This is a genomic window from Sphingomonas sp. GW821-FHT10F11 (assembly GCF_058809095.1).
In genome coordinates this window covers 233,278-250,317 of the sequence record NZ_JBXASH010000004.1, presented here as the reverse complement: position 1 = coordinate 250,317, position 17,040 = coordinate 233,278, and the positions used below count along the sequence as shown (strand labels likewise).

The 17,040-nt window shown below is 66.5% G+C and carries 12 protein-coding genes, 1 tRNA gene and 1 pseudogene; 10 read left to right on the top strand and 4 right to left on the bottom strand.

Translation table 11 applies throughout. The features are described from left to right. Positions 1–28: 28 nt before the first annotated feature. Positions 29–115: transfer RNA gene (locus tag AC1RT8_RS14420), tRNA-Leu, on the bottom strand. Positions 116–213: 98 nt separating this feature from the next. Between AC1RT8_RS14420 and AC1RT8_RS14415 the strand changes: the two genes are divergently transcribed. From AC1RT8_RS14415 to gltB, 5 genes are all read left to right on the top strand, one after another. Continuing rightward, entirely contained in the window at positions 214–1,143 is a 930-nt protein-coding gene (locus AC1RT8_RS14415) for a complex I NDUFA9 subunit family protein (protein ID WP_493076346.1), read from the top strand. 50 nt (positions 1,144–1,193) lie between these two features. Next, positions 1,194–2,003 (top strand): undecaprenyl-diphosphate phosphatase, encoded by an 810-nt coding sequence (locus AC1RT8_RS14410; RefSeq protein WP_493076531.1) that lies wholly within the window; start codon positions 1,194–1,196, stop codon positions 2,001–2,003. Positions 2,004–2,165: 162 nt separating this feature from the next. After that, positions 2,166–3,608, top strand: coding sequence for an NAD(P)-dependent oxidoreductase (locus tag AC1RT8_RS14405; protein ID WP_493076345.1), 1,443 nt, complete (start codon positions 2,166–2,168; stop codon positions 3,606–3,608). Beyond that, positions 3,605–4,195 carry a DUF2059 domain-containing protein gene (locus tag AC1RT8_RS14400; RefSeq protein ID WP_493076344.1) on the top strand — a complete coding sequence of 197 codons (591 nt, stop codon included), beginning with the start codon at positions 3,605–3,607 and terminating at the stop codon, positions 4,193–4,195. The genes AC1RT8_RS14405 and AC1RT8_RS14400 overlap by 4 nt, the downstream gene beginning before the upstream one ends. Then, positions 4,185–8,702: a glutamate synthase large subunit gene (gltB, locus tag AC1RT8_RS14395; RefSeq protein WP_493076343.1), complete on the top strand. Its 4,518-nt coding sequence runs from the start codon at positions 4,185–4,187 to the stop codon at positions 8,700–8,702. The genes AC1RT8_RS14400 and gltB overlap by 11 nt, the downstream gene beginning before the upstream one ends. A 56-nt stretch (positions 8,703–8,758) precedes the next feature. Here the strand turns inward: gltB and AC1RT8_RS14390 are convergent, their stop codons facing one another. Further along, complete coding sequence (locus AC1RT8_RS14390; RefSeq protein WP_493076342.1) at positions 8,759–9,118, bottom strand: hypothetical protein; 360 nt, start codon at positions 9,116–9,118, stop codon at positions 8,759–8,761. 41 nt (positions 9,119–9,159) lie between these two features. On the opposite strand from AC1RT8_RS14390, the pseudogene AC1RT8_RS14385 reads away from it, so the two are divergent. The 3 genes and pseudogenes from AC1RT8_RS14385 to AC1RT8_RS14375 all read left to right on the top strand — a co-directional run. After that, a pseudogene (locus tag AC1RT8_RS14385) lies at positions 9,160–9,696 on the top strand (glutathione S-transferase family protein); the annotation flags it as partial. Between the two features lie 140 nt (positions 9,697–9,836). Beyond that, on the top strand, positions 9,837–10,208 hold the full coding sequence (locus AC1RT8_RS14380) for a tRNA-binding protein (protein ID WP_493076341.1): 372 nt from the start codon (positions 9,837–9,839) through the stop codon (positions 10,206–10,208). Further along, the gene (locus tag AC1RT8_RS14375) at positions 10,189–10,926 is read left to right on the top strand and encodes a DUF72 domain-containing protein (protein WP_493076340.1); all 738 of its coding nucleotides are present in this window, start codon (positions 10,189–10,191) and stop codon (positions 10,924–10,926) included. The genes AC1RT8_RS14380 and AC1RT8_RS14375 overlap by 20 nt, the downstream gene beginning before the upstream one ends. Here AC1RT8_RS14375 and pepN read toward each other — a convergent pair. Then, positions 10,923–13,520: an aminopeptidase N gene (pepN, locus tag AC1RT8_RS14370; protein ID WP_493076339.1), complete on the bottom strand. Its 2,598-nt coding sequence runs from the start codon at positions 13,518–13,520 to the stop codon at positions 10,923–10,925. The two genes, AC1RT8_RS14375 and pepN, sit on opposite strands and share 4 nt — an antisense overlap. Before the next feature lie 124 nt (positions 13,521–13,644). Between pepN and AC1RT8_RS14365 the strand changes: the two genes are divergently transcribed. Both AC1RT8_RS14365 and AC1RT8_RS14360 read left to right on the top strand, forming a co-directional pair. Beyond that, complete coding sequence (locus tag AC1RT8_RS14365) at positions 13,645–15,306, top strand: M28 family metallopeptidase (protein WP_493076338.1); 1,662 nt, start codon at positions 13,645–13,647, stop codon at positions 15,304–15,306. Positions 15,307–15,311: 5 nt separating this feature from the next. Further along, positions 15,312–16,142: a Rossmann-fold NAD(P)-binding domain-containing protein gene (locus AC1RT8_RS14360; protein ID WP_493076337.1), complete on the top strand. Its 831-nt coding sequence runs from the start codon at positions 15,312–15,314 to the stop codon at positions 16,140–16,142. Here the strand turns inward: AC1RT8_RS14360 and AC1RT8_RS14355 are convergent. Beyond that, complete coding sequence (locus AC1RT8_RS14355) at positions 16,052–16,969, bottom strand: DMT family transporter (protein ID WP_493076336.1); 918 nt, start codon at positions 16,967–16,969, stop codon at positions 16,052–16,054. The two genes, AC1RT8_RS14360 and AC1RT8_RS14355, sit on opposite strands and share 91 nt — an antisense overlap. Between the last annotated feature and the right edge of the window lie 71 nt (positions 16,970–17,040).

Below are 17,040 nucleotides of genomic sequence, written 5' to 3'. Positions count from 1 at the left end.
CGTTGGCGGACGTCCATGGATGGGAAAGTGGTGCCCAGAAGAGGACTCGAACCTCCACGGCCTTGCGACCGCCAGCACCTGAAGCTGGTGCGTCTACCAATTCCGCCATCTGGGCACGGGGTAGGGCGCGGGCCTTAGGGGACGCTTGTGCGGCTTGTCAACACGGGTGTCGCGCGGCATGGGGGCGGCTCACGCATGGCAAGGCACTGAGGCATGAAGAACAGGCTGGTTACGCTGATCGGTGGCGGTGGTTTTCTCGGCCGCTATGTCGCGCAGGAATTGCTCGCGGCCGGCGCACGCCTGCGAATCGCTCAGCGCGATCCGCGCGAGGCGCTGTTCCTGAAGCCGCTGGGCGGCCTCGGCCAGACCCAGTTCGTCGCGGTCGACGTGTGCAAGTCCGACAGCGTGGCGCGGGCGGTGCAGGGCGCAGATGCGGTGGTGAACCTGGCGGGCATACTCAAGGGCAATTTCCAGGCGGTGCATGTCGATGGCGCGCGCGCGGTTGCCGAAGCCGCGGCTGCGGCGGGCGTGCCGGCGCTCGTGCATATCTCAGCGATCGGCGCCGACCCCGAGAGCCCTTCGGCCTATGGCCGCTCCAAGGAAGAGGGCGAGGCGGCGGTGCGCGCGGCTTTCCCGGCAGCGACGATCCTGCGGCCCTCGCTGATGTTCGGGCGCGAGGACCAGTTCGTGAATCGATTCGCCGGCATGATCGCATTGCCGGTGGTGCCGGTGCTGCGCGCGGGCGTGAAGTTCCAGCCGGTCTATGTCGCCGATGTCGCGCAGGCTGTGGCCAAGGCGCTCGGCGATGAGCGCGCGCAGGGCAGGACCTTCGAGCTGGGCGGCCCGGACGTGCTGACGATGGGCGCGCTGATTCGCTGGATCGCGGGCGCGATCGGGCGCGAGCCGTCGATCGTCGAGATTCCGGATTTCGTCGGCGGGCTGATCGCGATGGCTGGTTTCCTGCCCGGCGCGCCAATCACGCGCGACCAGTGGCAGATGCTGCAACGGGACAATGTCGTGGCAACCGGCGCCGACGGCCTCGCCGCGTTCGGCGTGTCGCCGACGCCGATGGACGCGGTCGCGCCGGGCTGGCTCGTACAGTATCGCCGTCATGGACGGTTCGGAACGCGTGCCGCCGCGTGACCTGACTATGGCCGGGTAATCAGTCGCGGCAGGCCGCCGCAAAAGGGGGAATACGCGTGGACCTGATCATCATCATCCTGCTCGGCATCGTCGAGGGGGTGACCGAATTCCTCCCCGTCTCCTCGACCGGGCACCTCATCCTCGCCGGGCGGTTGTTCGGCCTGCCCCAGGCCGATGCGACCTTCGACATCGTGATCCAGCTCGGCGCGATCCTGGCGGTCGTGGTGCTGTTCTGGGGCCGCTTCATGGGCGTGCTGCGCGGCCTGTTGAAGCGCGATCAGGCGGCGATCCATTTCACCCGCAACGTGCTGCTCGGCTTCCTGCCGTCCGCCGTGGTGGGCGCCATCGCCTATGGCGCGATCAAGGCGGTGCTCGAGGCGCCGGTGATCGCGCCGATCGTGGTGTGCATCGCGCTGATCGTCGGCGGCGTGCTGATCCTGGCCATCGAGCGGCTGTCGAAACACGTGACCGCCGAGTCGGTCGAGGCGATGACCTGGCGCACCGCGCTCGGCATCGGCGTCATCCAGTGCGTGTCGATGATCCCCGGGATCAGCCGTTCCGGCGCGACGATCATGGGCGCGCTGCTGCTCGGCGTCGATCGGGAGACGGCCGCCGAATACAGCTTCTTCCTCGCCGTGCCGACCATGCTCGGGGCAACCACGCTCGCGCTCTACAAGGGTCGGCACGACCTGGGCGATGCGCACCTGACCGCGATCGCGATCGGCTTCGTCGTCTCGTTCATCGTCGCCTTGCTGGTGATCCGCTGGTTCGTCGCCTTTGTCGGCAAGCATGGTTTCGCGCCCTTTGCCTGGTACCGAATCATCATTGGCGGCGCGGCACTGGTGTGGCTGCTGGCATAGGACCGTATCGGGACAAATATTGGACAATACGCTTCGTGCGCGGATGAATGCAGCAACAAATACGATTAAATAGGACAGTCAAGCTTACCTATTTAGCGGATTCAGCGTGACATTCGCCACGGGAATCGCTAGCGCCACCTCGATTTCACGAGGCGGGCGACCATGGCTGACGGCAACACATTGAAGTTCGTGGACCGGGCACAGGCCTATCCGGGCAAGCGCCCGGCCAAGCCGCGCGCGGAGGATTTCCGCGAGATCGCCGATCGATATGCCCCGATCGCCGCGGAGGAACAGGCCGGGCGCTGCTCGCAATGCGGTGTGCCCTATTGCTCGGTGCATTGCCCGCTGCACAACCATATCCCGGACTGGCTGCGCCTGACCGCCGAAGGCCGGCTGCGCGAGGCCTATGAACTGAGCAATGCCACTTCGACCATGCCCGAGATCTGCGGCCGCATCTGCCCGCAGGACCGGCTGTGCGAGGGCAATTGCGTGATCGAATTCTCCGGCCACGGCGCGGTGACGATCGGATCGGTCGAGAAGTTCATCACCGACACCGCCTGGGAGGAAGGCTGGGTCGAGCCGCTGGTGCCGGGCGCGCCGCGCGGTCAGTCGGTCGGCGTGATCGGGGCTGGGCCGGCCGGGCTCTCCGCCGCCGAATATTGTCGGACCATGGGGTATGACGTGCATGTCTATGACCGGCACGACCGGGCCGGCGGATTGCTGACTTATGGCATCCCCGGCTTCAAGCTGGAGAAGCATGTCGTCACCCGCCGGGTCGATCGGCTCAAGGCGGGCGGCATCATATTCCACGAAAGCTTCGAGGTCGGCCGCGATGCCACGCTCGACGAGTTGCGCCAGCGCCACGATGCGATCCTGATCGCGACGGGTGTGTACAAGCCCCGCGCGATCAAGGCGCCGGGTGTCGGCAGCGCGGGCGTGGTCGAGGCGCTCGATTATCTCACCGCCTCCAACCGCAAGGGCTTCGGCGATACGGTGCCGGACTTCGACAATGGCAAGCTCGATGCCGCCGGCAAGAATGTCGTGGTGATCGGCGGCGGCGATACCGCCATGGACTGCGTCCGCACCGCGGTGCGCCAGGGCGCGGCCTCGGTTAAGTGTCTGTATCGCCGCGACCGCGCGAACATGCCGGGCTCGCAGCGCGAAGTCGCCAATGCCGAGGAGGAGGGCGTCGAGTTCGTCTGGCTTTCCGCGCCTCAGGCATTCGATGCGCGCGATACGGTGACCGGCGTGCACGCCACGAAGATGCGGCTCGGCGCCCCCGATGCGAGCGGCCGGCGTGCGCCCGAGGCTGAACCCGACAGCGGTTTCACCCTCCCGGCCGACCTGGTGATCAAGGCGCTCGGCTTCGATGCCGAGGAGCTGCCGGCGATGTTCGGCGCGCCGGAGTTGGGCGTGACGCGCTGGGGCACGTTGCTGGTAGACAACAAGACCCTGATGACGTCGCTCGACGGCGTGTTCGCGGCGGGCGACATCGTTCGCGGCGCGAGCTTGGTGGTCTGGGCGATCCGCGACGGCCGCGACGTGGCGACGACGATGCACAACTGGCTGAAGGCAAAGGCCAAGGCGGGGAAGAGGGCGGCATGAAGAAGTATCTTTTCCTCGCGACCGCTGCCGCCTTGTTGCCGACCCCCGTAATGGCTCGGTCGGCAGCGCCGGTCGCAGCGCCCGCCGTCGATCCGACGCGATTGGTCGAAGCGCGCGCGCTGATGAACCAGATCATGCCTCCCGCGACGCGGGAGCAGATGGTGTCCTCGATGATGGCGTCGATCATGCAGACCATGGTGCAGAGCATGAAACAGGCTCCGGGTCTTTCGGCTACGCTGGAAAAGAATCCCGATGTCCGCCCGGTGTTCGACCGTTTTATCGAACGTCAGCAGGCACTCGCGACGGAGCAGCTCAAGGCCGGTTTGCCGAGCATGCTCGAGGCGATGGCGCATGCCTATGCGCGCCGTTTCACTCTGCAGCAGCTACGGGACATGGCGACCTTTTTCGCCACGCCCACGGGCCAGGTATATCTGGCCGAGTCACCGACGATCATGAGTGATCCCGATGTCGCGGCCTGGATGGGCAATCTCATGCAGACATCAGTGGGCCGAACCAATGAAGAGCTCGCCAAGCTGATGTCTGAACTCAAGGCTCTCGACAAGAAGGGCGCTTCCCATGGCGACTGAATCCGAACGCGCCCGCCTCGCCGAGGTCGGCATGTACCGTCCCGAATTCGAATCGGATGCCTGCGGCGTCGGCCTGGTCGCCGCGACCGACGGCACGCCCTCGCGCCGCGTCGTCCAGTCGGCGATCGATGCGCTGAAGGCCGTGTGGCACCGTGGCGCGGTCGATGCCGACGGCAAGACCGGCGACGGTGCCGGTCTGCATGTCGACCTGCCGGTCAAGTTCTTCGACGATGCGATCAGCGCCTCGGGCCACAAGACCATGCCGAACCGGCTCGCGGTCGGCATGATCTTCCTGCCGCGCACCGACCTGGGCGCGCAGGAAGATTGCCGGACGATCGTCGAGAGCGCGATCATCGATGAGGGCTATACCATCTATGGCTGGCGCCAGGTGCCGGTCGACGTCTCGGTGATCGGGCAGAAGGCGCAGTCGACTCGCCCCGAGATCGAGCAGATCATGATCGCCGGGCCGCTGCCCGAGGAGCAGAGCGCCGCCGAGTTCGAGAAGAATCTCTATCTCGTCCGCCGCCGGATCGAGAAGCGCGTGATCGCGGCGCAGATCCAGGGCTTCTACATCTGCTCGCTGTCGTGCCGCTCGATCATCTACAAGGGCCTGTTCCTCGCGGAGAGCCTGTCGGTCTTCTATCCCGATCTGACCGACCAGCGCTTCGAGAGCCGGGTCGCGATCTTCCACCAGCGTTATTCGACCAACACCTTCCCGCAATGGTGGCTGGCCCAGCCGTTCCGCTGCCTCGCCCATAATGGCGAGATCAACACGATCCGTGGCAACAAGAACTGGATGCTCAGCCACGAGATCAAGATGGCGAGCCTGGCGTTCGGCGAATATTCGGAGGACATCAAGCCGGTGATCCCGGCCGGTGCGTCGGACACCGCCGCGCTCGACGCCACCTTCGAGGCGATCTGCCGCTCGGGCCGTGACGCGCCGACGGCGAAGCTGATGCTGGTGCCCGAGGCCTGGGGCCCGAAGGGCGAGATGCCCAGGGCGCATCTCGACATGTACAAATATCTCGCCAGCGTGATGGAGCCGTGGGACGGCCCCGCCGCACTGGCGATGACGGACGGCCGCTGGGCGGTCGCCGGCATGGATCGCAACGCGCTCCGCCCGTTGCGCTATACCCGCACCTCGGACGGCCTGCTGATCGTGGGTTCGGAAAGCGGCATGGTCGTCGTGCCCGAATCGACCATCGTCGAGAAGGGCCGGCTCGGGCCGGGCCAGATGATCGCGGTCGATCTCGACAAGGGCGTTCTGTTCAAGGACCGCGAGATCAAGGATCAGATCGCGGGCGAGGCCGATTACGCGACGATGATCGGCAATTTCCTCGGCGTGAACGATCTGCCGCCCGCGCCGGCCGACGCCACCGTGCGGTTCGAGCGCGCCGAGCTGACTCGCCGCCAGGTCGCGGCCGGGCAGACGCTCGAGGACATGGAGCTGATCCTGTCGCCGATGGTCGAGGGCGCGAAAGAAGCGATCGGCTCGATGGGCGACGATACGCCGCTCGCGGTCATCTCCGACAAGCCCCGGCTGATCAGCCAGTTCTTCCGGCAGAATTTCAGCCAGGTCACCAACCCGCCGATCGATTCCTTACGCGAACGCCATGTGATGTCGCTCAAGACCCGCTTCGGCAATCTCGCCAACATCCTCGATACCGAGGATCGGCGCGACGGCGTGCTGGTGCTCGAATCACCGGTGCTGACGGGTGCCGACTGGGCGCGGCTCAAGGCGTTTTTCGGGTCGAAGGTCGCCGATATCGACTGCACCTTCGAAAGCGGCGGCGGGCCGGAGACGTTGCGCGGTGCGATCGCGCGTATCCGCGCCGAGGCTGAACAGGCCGTACGCGAAGGGAAGAGCGAGATATTCCTGAGCGACATGAACATCGGCCCGGACCGGGTCGGCATCGCCGGCGTGCTCGCGGCGGCGGCGGTGCATACGCATCTCGTCCGGCGCGGCCTGCGTTCCTATGCCAGCATCAACATCCAGACCGCCGAATGCCTCGACACGCATTATTATGCGGTGTTGATCGGCGTCGGCGCGACGACGGTGCATGCCTATCTGTCCGAGGCGTCGATCGTCGACCGACACCAGCGCGGGCTGTTCGGCGACCTGAGCATAGAGAAGTGCCTCGCCAACCATCGCCATGCGGTCGATGAGGGCCTGCTCAAGATCATGTCGAAGATGGGGATCGCGGTGATCTCCAGCTATCGCGGCGGCTATAATTTCGAGGCCGTGGGGCTGTCGCGCAGCCTGGTCAACGATCTGTTCCCCGGCATGCCGGCGAAGATCTCGGGCGAGGGTTATGCCTCGCTTCATCTCAACGCCGCGCTCAGGCACGAGGCAGCGTTTGACGAAGTGGTGGTGAACTTGCCGATTGGCGGCTTCTACCGCCAGCGCCACACGGGCGAGACCCATGCCTATTCGGCGCAGCTGATGCACCTGTTGCAGACGGCGGTCGCGACTGACAGCTATTCGACCTATCTGCAATTCTCGCGCGGGGTCGAGTCGCTGCCCCCGGTCTATTTGCGCGACCTGTTCCAGTTCAATTTCCCGAACGAGGGCGTGGCCATCGACCAGGTCGAGGCGATCACCGAGATCCGCAAGCGCTTCGTGACACCGGGCATGTCACTTGGCGCCTTGAGCCCCGAGGCGCACGAGACGCTGGCGATCGCGATGAACCGCATCGGCGCCAAGGCGGTATCGGGCGAGGGCGGCGAGGACAAGGCGCGCTATGCCCCTTATCCGAACGGCGACAACGCCAATTCGGGCGTGAAGCAGATCGCGTCGGGCCGGTTCGGCGTGACGGCTGAATATCTCAACGCCTGCGATGAGATCGAGATCAAGGTCGCGCAGGGCGCCAAGCCCGGCGAGGGCGGTCAGCTGCCCGGCTTCAAGGTGACCGAGTTCATCGCCAAGCTGCGCCATGCGACGCCCGGTGTGATGCTGATCTCGCCGCCGCCGCACCACGACATCTATTCGATCGAGGATCTGGCGCAGCTCATCTACGACCTGAAGCAGATCAACCCGGTTGCGCGGGTGTGCGTGAAGCTGGTCAGTTCGGCCGGCATCGGCACCGTCGCGGCGGGCGTCGCCAAGGCGCATGCCGATGTGATCCTGGTCTCCGGCCATGTCGGCGGCACCGGCGCGAGCCCGCAGACCAGCATCAAATATGCCGGTACGCCGTGGGAAATGGGCCTGAGCGAGGTCAATCAGACCTTGACGCTCAACGGCCTGCGCGGCCGCATCAAGCTGCGCACCGATGGCGGCCTCAAGACCGGGCGCGATATCGTCATCGCCGCGATCCTCGGCGCCGAGGAATTCGGCATCGGCACCTTGAGCCTGGTGGCGATGGGCTGCATCATGGTGCGGCAATGCCATTCCAACACCTGCCCGGTGGGGGTGTGCGTTCAGGACGAGCGCCTGCGCGCCAAGTTCACCGGTACGCCGGAAAAGGTCATCAACCTGATGACCTTCATCGCCGAGGAAGTGCGCGACATCCTTGCCCGGCTTGGTTTCCGCAGCCTGGACGAGGTGATCGGCCGCACCGAGCTGCTCCGCCAGGTCAGCCGCGGTGCCGAGCATCTCGACGATCTCGATCTCAACCCGATCCTCGCCAAGGTCGATGCGGACGATGCCGATCGGCGCTTCAGCCTGTCGGCTTGGCGCAACGAAGTCCCGGACAGCCTCGATGCGCAGATGATCAAGGATGCGGCGGCGGTGTTCTCGCGCGGCGAGAAGATGCAACTCACCTATTCGGTGCGCAACACGCACCGCGCGGTCGGCACGCGGCTGTCGAGCGAGATCACCCGCAAGTTCGGCATGTCGAAGCTGGCGGACGGGCATGTCCATGTCCGGTTGCGCGGATCGGCCGGCCAGTCGCTCGGCGCTTTCCTGTGCAAGGGCATCACGCTCGAGGTGTTCGGCGACGCCAACGACTATGTCGGCAAAGGCCTGTCGGGCGGGATCATCGCGGTGCGCCCGGTGGTGAGCTCACCGCTTGCCAGCCAGGACAACACGATCATCGGCAACACCGTGCTGTACGGCGCGACCTCGGGCAGCCTGTTCGCGGCGGGCCAGGCGGGCGAGCGCTTCGCCGTGCGCAACTCGGGTGCGAGCGTTGTGGTCGAGGGCTGCGGCGCGAACGGGTGCGAATATATGACCGGCGGCACCGCCGTGGTGCTGGGCCCGGTCGGCGCGAATTTCGGTGCCGGCATGACCGGGGGCATGGCCTTTGTCTACGACTCGGACGGCAGCTTCGAGCGCCGCGCCAACCCCGAGAACATCGTGTGGCAGCGCCTGTCCTCGATGCACTGGGAGGCGGTGCTGCTCAACCTGGTGCGCGCGCACCATGCGGCGACCGACAGCAAATGGTCGGCGGCTTTGCTCGACGATTGGGGCCGGGTGATCGATCGGTTCTGGCAGGTCGTGCCGAAGGAGATGCTGACCCGCCTGGCGCATCCGCTGGACGACCGGTCGGAGATGGTGGCGGCGGAGTAGTCCTCAACCGTCATGCCGGAACAAGTCCGGGGTGACGGTGGGCATTTGAGGCTGCGCTACCCTTTATCGCCGAGAAAGAAGGTCGATCCCGTCCGTGTCGGCGGGATCGTGCCGGTCAGGAAGCAGAACAGCAGCACGATCAGCCCGTTCATCACGGCATTGTCGATCAGCCTCGGCCGCACCGCCTGCGGCCGCTCCGCCACCTCGGCCAGCAGCGTTTGAGCCTCCGCCGCAGCCCAGCCCGGCACGCGGATCAGCACGCCGCCCAGCGCGACCGTCAGGTTCGGCGCGATCTGGCTGTGGCCAAGGCCGACCGGCATCGCCGGGATGCCGTAAAAGGCGAACATCGACAGCATCACGGCCGTCTCGGGCTGGGTGTAGACGATTGCCACCGTCTCGAACGAATCGTCCGCCATCATGCCTTCCCCCGCTCGCCCGCTCGGCCTAACAGAGCCTTATGTGGCAGCTTTATCAATTCCCCCTGTGCCCCTTTTCGCGCAAAGTCCGGCTCCTGCTCGGCGAAAAGGGCGTCGGGTACGACCTCGTCCTGGAGAATCCCTGGGATCGGCGCGACGAGTTTCTCGACATGAATCCGGCCGGCCAGGTGCCGGTCATGGTCGATCCCAAACGCAACATCCTGCTCATGGATTCGATGGCGATCTGCGAATATCTCGAGGAGACGGTCGACAAGGCGGCGATGATCAACGGCACCGCGGTCAACCGTGCCGAGATCCGCCGGCTGGTCGCGTGGTTCGACAACCAGTTCTTCCAGGACGTGACCGCCCCCCTGCTCGGCGAGCGGATGATGAAGCGGATCGTGACCAGGGAGTCGCCCGACGCCAAGGTGCTGCGCGAGGCGATGAAGGCGGCCGAGCGCCATCTCGATTACACCGATTACCTGCTCGACCATCACAACTGGATGGCCGGCGCGACGATGAGCCTCGCCGATCTTGCCGCCGCTGCGCAGATCTCGGTCGCCGACTATCTCGGCGGGGTCGACTGGAAGGGGCATGAGCAGACCGCGCGCTGGTATCGCGGCTTCAAGAGCCGGCCCAGCTTTCGGCCTTTGCTGTCCGAACGGATGACGGGGATCACCCCGCCCAAGGAATATGACGATGTGGATTTCGACTTCTGATGCACAAACTTCCTGATCCGGCGGAAGGCGTGGCCGCGCAGATTGGCTTCGACGATTTCCTCGCGGTCGACATCCGTATCGGCACGATCCTGGACGCGCTGCCTTTTCCCGAGGCGCGCAAGCCGGCCTATAAGCTGACGATCGATTTCGGGCCGGTCATCGGGGTGAAGCGCTCCTCGGCGCAGATCACCGACCATTACAGGCTGGAGGAACTGCCGGGCCGTCAGGTCGCCGCGGTGGTCAATTTCCCGCCGCGCCAGATCGGGCCGATGATGTCGGAAGTGCTGACGTTGGGCTTTCCCGATGCCGAAGGCCGGGTCGTTCTGGTTGGTCCAAGCGTTACCGTCCCCAATGGCGGCAGGCTCTTCTAGGCAACGGATTCGTATCGGAACGGCGGGCTGGTCGCTGTACAAGCCGCCGGCCGGGCGCTTCCCGGACAAGGGCAGCCATCTCGAACGCTATGCCGCGACGTTCGACGCGGTCGAGATCAATTCGAGCTTCTACCGGCCGCACAAGCCCGAGACCTATGCCCGCTGGGCGGCGAGCGTGCCGGCTGGCTTCCGGTTCGCCGTGAAGCTGCCCAGGGCGATCACCCATGAGCACCGGCTGGTCGACTGCGTGAACTTGATCGGGCGCTTCGCCGGAGAGGTTGCAGGCCTTGGGGAAAAACGCGGACCCGTCCTGATCCAGTTGCCGCCCAAGCTCGGCTTCGACGCGCATGTCGCGGATCGGTTCTTCAGCCTCGCGCGTGACCTGCTGGGCGGAACGATGACATGCGAGCCACGCCATGCCGGCTGGTTCACGCCCGAGGCCGATGCGCTGCTCGTTGAGCATCGAGTAGCGCGGGTTGCGGCCGATCCGGCGCCGGTGCCCGGTGCGGCCGAGCCGGGCGGATGGCGCGGCCTCCGCTACACCCGGCTGCATGGCTCGCCGCGCATCTATTGGTCGGACTATGACGCGGCGGCGATCGAACGGCAGGCCGTAATCGCCCGCGTTGCGCACACGGAGAACTGGACGATCTACGACAATACCGCGTCGGGCGCGGCGCTCGGCAATGCGCTGGCGATGCTCGATCTGGTGACGGGTTAGCCGTCCAGGCTGCGCGTCGTCTGCTCGAACATATCCTTCGACAGGCCCGGCGTCGCCACGATCCGCTCCAGTTCCGCGCGCATCAGCGCGCCGCGCGCCTCGTCGAAGCGGCGCCAGCGGCCGAGCGGCGGGATCAGCTTCGCCGCGGTCTGCGGGTTGAGCTTGTCGAGCGCGATGAGCTGGTCGGCGACGAAGCGATAGCCCTCGCCCGAGGCCGTATTGAACGCGCGCTGGTTGACGCTGAACGCCCCGACCAGCGATCGGGCGCGGTTCGGGTTGGCAAGGGTGAAGTCGCGGTGGCGCGCCAGCTCCTTGACGCTCGCCAGGGTGTCGTCACGCGAGGACAGCGCCTGGGTCGAGAACCATTTGTCGAGCACCAGGCCATTGTCCGAATAGCGGTTGTAGAAAATGTCGAGCGCGGCGATCCGCCGGTCTGACGTGCCGTTGACCAAAGTGGTCAGCGCGCCCTGGCGATCGGTCATGTTGTCCGCCGCCTCGAACTGGGCGAAGGCCAGCGCCGCCGCCTCATCGCCGCCATTCGCCGCGATATAGCCGAGCGCGACGGTGCGCAGGCGCCGCATGCCCTTGGCCAGCGGTGAATATTCGAACGTCGTTGCACGGGCGCCCTCATATTCGGCGCGCCACTTCGCCTCGAGCGTGCGGCCGATGTCGCGGCGGAGCGCCTCGCGCGCGACATAGATCGCCTCGGGATCGACGATCTTCATCTGGTCGCCGATGAAGCTCTCCGACGGCAGCAACACTGCCTCGGCCACGAAGGCGCGGTCGAGATGGGGGTCGTCGAGCGTGTTGGCGATGGCGGCGATCACCGGCGCATGATCGGCGCGACCCTGGCTGACCGAGCTGACTAAAGTGTCGAGCATCAGTTGCTGCATCGCCTCATAACGGGCGAAGGGATCGTCGTCATGCGCCGACAGGAAGGCGAGGTCGGCGGCCGTGCGGTCGGTCTCGATGATGACGGGCGCGGTGAAGCCGCGGTTGATCGACAGGACGGGACGTTCGGTGACGGTCTCGAAGCTGATCCGTTCCTCCGCGTCGGTCAGCTGGATCAACTGCTCCGGGCCGATCGGGCGGGCGCTGTCGGCGCCGAACAGCTTCAGCTTGATCGGCAGCACCATCGGCAGCTTGTCGGGCTGGCCCGGCGTCGGAAGAGTCCGCTGCGACAGGGTCAAGGTGGCGCGGCCGCTGCCGGGTTCATGCGCCAGCGACGCGGTGACGCGCGGCGTGCCGGCCTGGCTGTACCAGCGGCGGAACTGGGTGAGGTCGATCTCGCCCCCTTCCTCCATGCACGCGACGAAATCCTCGCAGGTCGCGGCCGTGCCGTCGAAGCGATCGAAATAGAGATCGGTGGCGGTGCGGAAGCGCTGGGGGCCCAGCAGCGTCGCCATCATGCGGATAACTTCCGCGCCCTTGTTGTAGATCGTCGCGGTGTAGAAGTTCGAGATCTCCAGATATTCGTCCGGCCGGATCGGATGGGCGAGCGGGCCGGCATCCTCGGGGAATTGCGCCGCGCGCAGGCCCCGGACATCCTCGATCCGCTTGACCGCGGCCGACCCCTGGTCGGCGGAGAAGCTCTGGTCGCGAAAGACGGTGAAGCCCTCTTTCAGCGAGAGCTGGAACCAGTCGCGGCAGGTGACGCGGTTGCCCGACCAGTTGTGAAAATACTCGTGTGCCACCACAGCCGCGATCGCGTCGAAATCATAGTCGGTCGCGGTGTCGGGGTCGGCCAGGATATAGCGCGAATTGAAGATATTGAGACCCTTGTTCTCCATCGCACCGAAGTTGAAATCGTCGACCGCGACGATGTTGAACACGTCCAGGTCATACTCGCGGCCATAGACCCGCTCGTCCCAGGCCATGGCGGTCTTGAGCGCTTCCAGCGCATGGCCGGTCTTGGCGACATCGGCGGCGCGGACCCAGATGCCGAGCGCGACCTCGCGGCCCGACCCGGTGACGAAGGTGCCGCGATTGGCGACCAGGTCGCCCGCGACCATCGCGAAGAGATAGCAGGGCTTGGGGAAGGGATCGTGCCATTCGGCCCAGTGGCGCCCGTCGCCCAGATCGCCCTCACCGACCGGATCGCCATTGGCGAGCAGCACCGGGAAGCGCGCCTTGTCCGCCGTCATCCGCACCTTGTAGCGGCTGAGCACATCGGGCCGGTCGGGGAAGAAGGTGATGCGGCGGAAGCCTTCCGCCTCGCACTGGGTGCAGAGATTGCCGCCCGAAGCATAGAGCCCCATCAGCTGGGTGTTGCGGTCCGGCGCGATCTCGACCTCGGTCTCGATCGTATGAGCCGAGCCGGAGAGCGGGATGACGAGCGTGTCGTCCTCGATCGTCCAGTCGTTGATCGTCTTGCCGTCGACCTTGACCGAGAACGGGGTCTGGCCGCCGCCGTCGAGGCGGAGCGGTTCGTCATGCGCGCCATTGCGGATGATGTGCAGCACTGCCTGGACGCGCGTCGCCTCGGGCACGAGGTCGAAATCGAGCGCGATCTCCGGGACCAGCCAGTTGGGCGCCTCATAATCGTCGCGGCGCGTGACATGAGGCAGGGCGGTGGCGGTCTGGACGTCGAGCATGTCGCTGGATGTAGGGACGAGATTCCGCTCGTGCCACCGAAATCGCCGCCCGGACTGTCGCACTTGCGCGCGTGAATGGCGGTGCTAGGCCGTCTCCAGTCTCTCGATTGCACAAGGAAAAGGCATGTTTCGTTCGGTTGGCGCGATCGCGCTGATGAGTTTCGCGGGCGCCGCGCTGGCCCAGACAACCCCGGCCCCAGCTCCCACCGCCCCGGCGAAGGATGCGAAGGCCATCAACGATATCGTCAACGCGGTGCTGCCCGACGACCAGGCGGCGATGAAGGCGCATGTCATGTTCCTCGCCTCGGACGCGATGCGCGGGCGCGAGGCGGGCAGCCCGGAATTCGACATCGCGGCCGAATATGTCGCGGCGCAATTCTATGCGGCGGGCCTGCGGCCGGCGGGCGACAATGGCGGCTATCTGCAAAAGGTGCCGCTCGTCACCTATCGCGCCGCCGACAAGGGCGATCTGGTGCTGACCCGCAAGGATGCCGAGCCGCTACGCCTGGTGTTCGGCGACGATTATGTCCCCGGCGCCTATGCTGGCGCGGCCTCTACCACGGTCGACGCGCCGGTGGTGTTTGTCGGCTTCGGTATCGTCGCGCCGCAGTACAAGCGCGACGATTATGCCGGCGTCGATGTGAAGGGCAAGATCGTCGCCTATCTCGGCGGCGCGCCGTCGAGCTTCCAGAGCGAGGAGCGCGCGCATTTCTCGGGCGGCACGACCAAGGCGATCTACGCCCAGTCGCGCGGCGCGATCGGCACGATCCTGATCCAGCCGCGCCCGCTCGGCACGGCGGTGCAGGGCTGGGACCGTCCGCGCGTGACCTGGGGCAAGCCCGACGGCACCGGCGACGCGCCGGGCGCGCCGCAGCTCGCCACGATCAGCGATATCGGTGCGGCCAAGCTGTTCGCCGGCGCGAAGACGCCGTGGGAGAGCGTGTTCAAGCGCGCGACCAACAACGAGGCGAAGTTCAAGGCAGAGCAGCTGCCCGGCAGCCTCGCGATCGCGGTGAAGACTGCCTATCAGCAGGGCATGAGCAGCAACGTCGCGGGCATGATCCCGGGCAGCGACCCCAAGCTCGGCTCGGAGGTGGTCGTTTTGTCGGCCCATCTCGATCATCTCGGCGTGCGGCCCGACATGAAGGGCGACAACATCTTCAACGGGGCGGAGGACAATGCGGTCGGCATCGCCTCGCTGATCGAGGAGGCGAAGCGCTTCAAGGCGCGCGGCAAGCCGCCGCGCCGCAGTGTGATGTTCCTGGCCGTCACCGGCGAGGAGAAGGGGCTGGTCGGCTCCGATTATTTCTCCAAGCACCCGACGGTCGCGATGAACCGCATCGTCGCCGACGTGAATCTCGACATGCCGATCCTGAGCTATCGGTTCGAGGATATGACGGTGTTCGGCGCCGATCGCTCGACGCTCGGGCCGATCGTCAGCAAGGCGGTCTCGGCGCTCGGCGTGACCATGTCGCCCGATCCCGATCCGGCGCAGGGCATCTTCGTCCGCTCGGATCATTATCGCTTCGTCCAGCAGGGCGTGCCCTCGGTCTTCCTGTGGCCAGGCCAGGCCGGGCCGGGCAAGGCGGCGACGGCCGAGTTCTTCGCCAAGCGCTATCACCAGCCGACCGACGATTTGTCGCAGCCGATCGACTGGAGCCAGGGCATCCGCTTCGTCGACGCGAACTATGCGATCGCGCGCGAGATCGCTGACGGCGACCAGCGGCCGCGCTGGAACAAGGGCGATTTCTTCGGCCTGCTCTATAACGGGTACGGCGCGAAATAACCGCTTTGCTCGTCTTCGGCCTGGGCTATTCGGCCCAGGCGCTGGCGGCCCGGTTGGGTGCCAGGGGCTGGCAGGTGACCGGCACCAGCCGTGATGGCCGGCCCGGAACCATCGCGTTCGGCGACGAGGCGGCGGTGACGGCGGCGATCGCCGGGGCGGACTATATCCTGTCCTCGGTGCCGCCCACGGGTGACGAGGATCCGGTGCTGGTTGCTTATGGGCCGGCGCTTGTCGAGGCGGAGGCCTGGCTCGGTTATCTCTCCTCGACCGGCGTCTATGGCGATGCCGGCGGGGCGTGGGTGGATGAGGGCTCGCCGATCGGCACCGGACGGCGCGGGGCGCGGGCGGTAGCGGACAGGGCATGGCTGGCGATGGGCGCTCGCGTCTTTCGCCTGCCCGGCATCTATGGCCCGGGCAGGTCGCCGCTCGACCGGATCGCCGAGGGGCGGGCGCACCGCGTCGACCTGCCGGGACAGGTGTTCAGCCGGATCCATGTCGACGATCTCGTCTCGGGCGTGATTGCCGGGTTCGATGCGCCGGCGGGCGCGTATAATCTCGCCGACGACCTGCCGGCGAGCCAGAATGCGGTGATGGAGCATGCCGCGCGGCTGCTCGGATGCGACCCGCCGCCCTTCGTGCCGCTCGAGGCGCTGTCGCCCCCGGCGCGGGCCTTTTACGGCGAGAACCGCCGGGTCGCGAACGGCAAGGTGAAGCGGGTGCTCGGCTGGCGCCCGCTTTACCCCGATTATTGCGCCGGCCTGCGCGCCCTGAGCGCGATGAGCAGCCCGACGCCCGCCAGCGCGGCGCCGGCTCCTGCGAGCAGCGACCAGCGATAGCCTTCGAATATCGTCGAGAGCAGCATCGCGATCACCGGGATGATCACGCTCGAATAGGCTGCCTTGGCCGGCCCGATGATGCGCAGCACCCCGAAATAGAGGGTGAAGGCGAGCGCCGAGGCGACCACCCCGAGATAGAGCACGCCCATCAGATAGCCGAGGCGCGGCTCGATTACCGGCGGGCCCGTCAGTATCCAGGCGATCGCGGCATCCATCGCCGCGCCGACCAGCATGGCGATGCCGAGGGTCGGCGCCATCGGATAGCGCCGGGCGGTCTCGGTCCCCTGCAGCACGTTCGCGCTCGAGGCCGAGAGCACGGCGAGCAACGTGAGGCCGATTCCGGCCAATGCCGCGCCCGGCCCGTGCGGATCGGAACGCGCCTCATGGACGAACAGCAGCGCCACGCCCGCCATCGCCACCGCCGATCCGACGATCAGCTGCCTGCCCAGTTTCTGGCCGAGGAAGATGCGGCCGAACACCGCATTGGGCACGAGCAGCAGCGCGAACACCACCGCGACCAGGCCGGAGGTGATATAGGTCTCGGCCCGATAGACGAAATTGAAGTTGAGGCAGAACTGGGTGAAGGCCAGAGCCATAACGAACAGCCAGCCGCGCCGGTCGAGGCTGACCGTCTCGCGCTTCCAGGCGGCATAGGCCAGCATGGTCAGCCCGCCGACGGTGAAGCGATAGGTCACCGACCAGTTGAGCGGCACCACGCCGAGCTGATCGGTGATCACGATCCAGGTCGATCCCCAGATCAAGGTGACGATGCCGAACGGGATCAGCACCGCGAGGCGCGTCGATTGCGGGGCGGGCTGGTCGGACATTGCCCCTGCCCTAGCGCCCGCCGGGCGCCGGCGGCACCGGCGATTTCCTTGTCAGATGATAAGCAGACCCT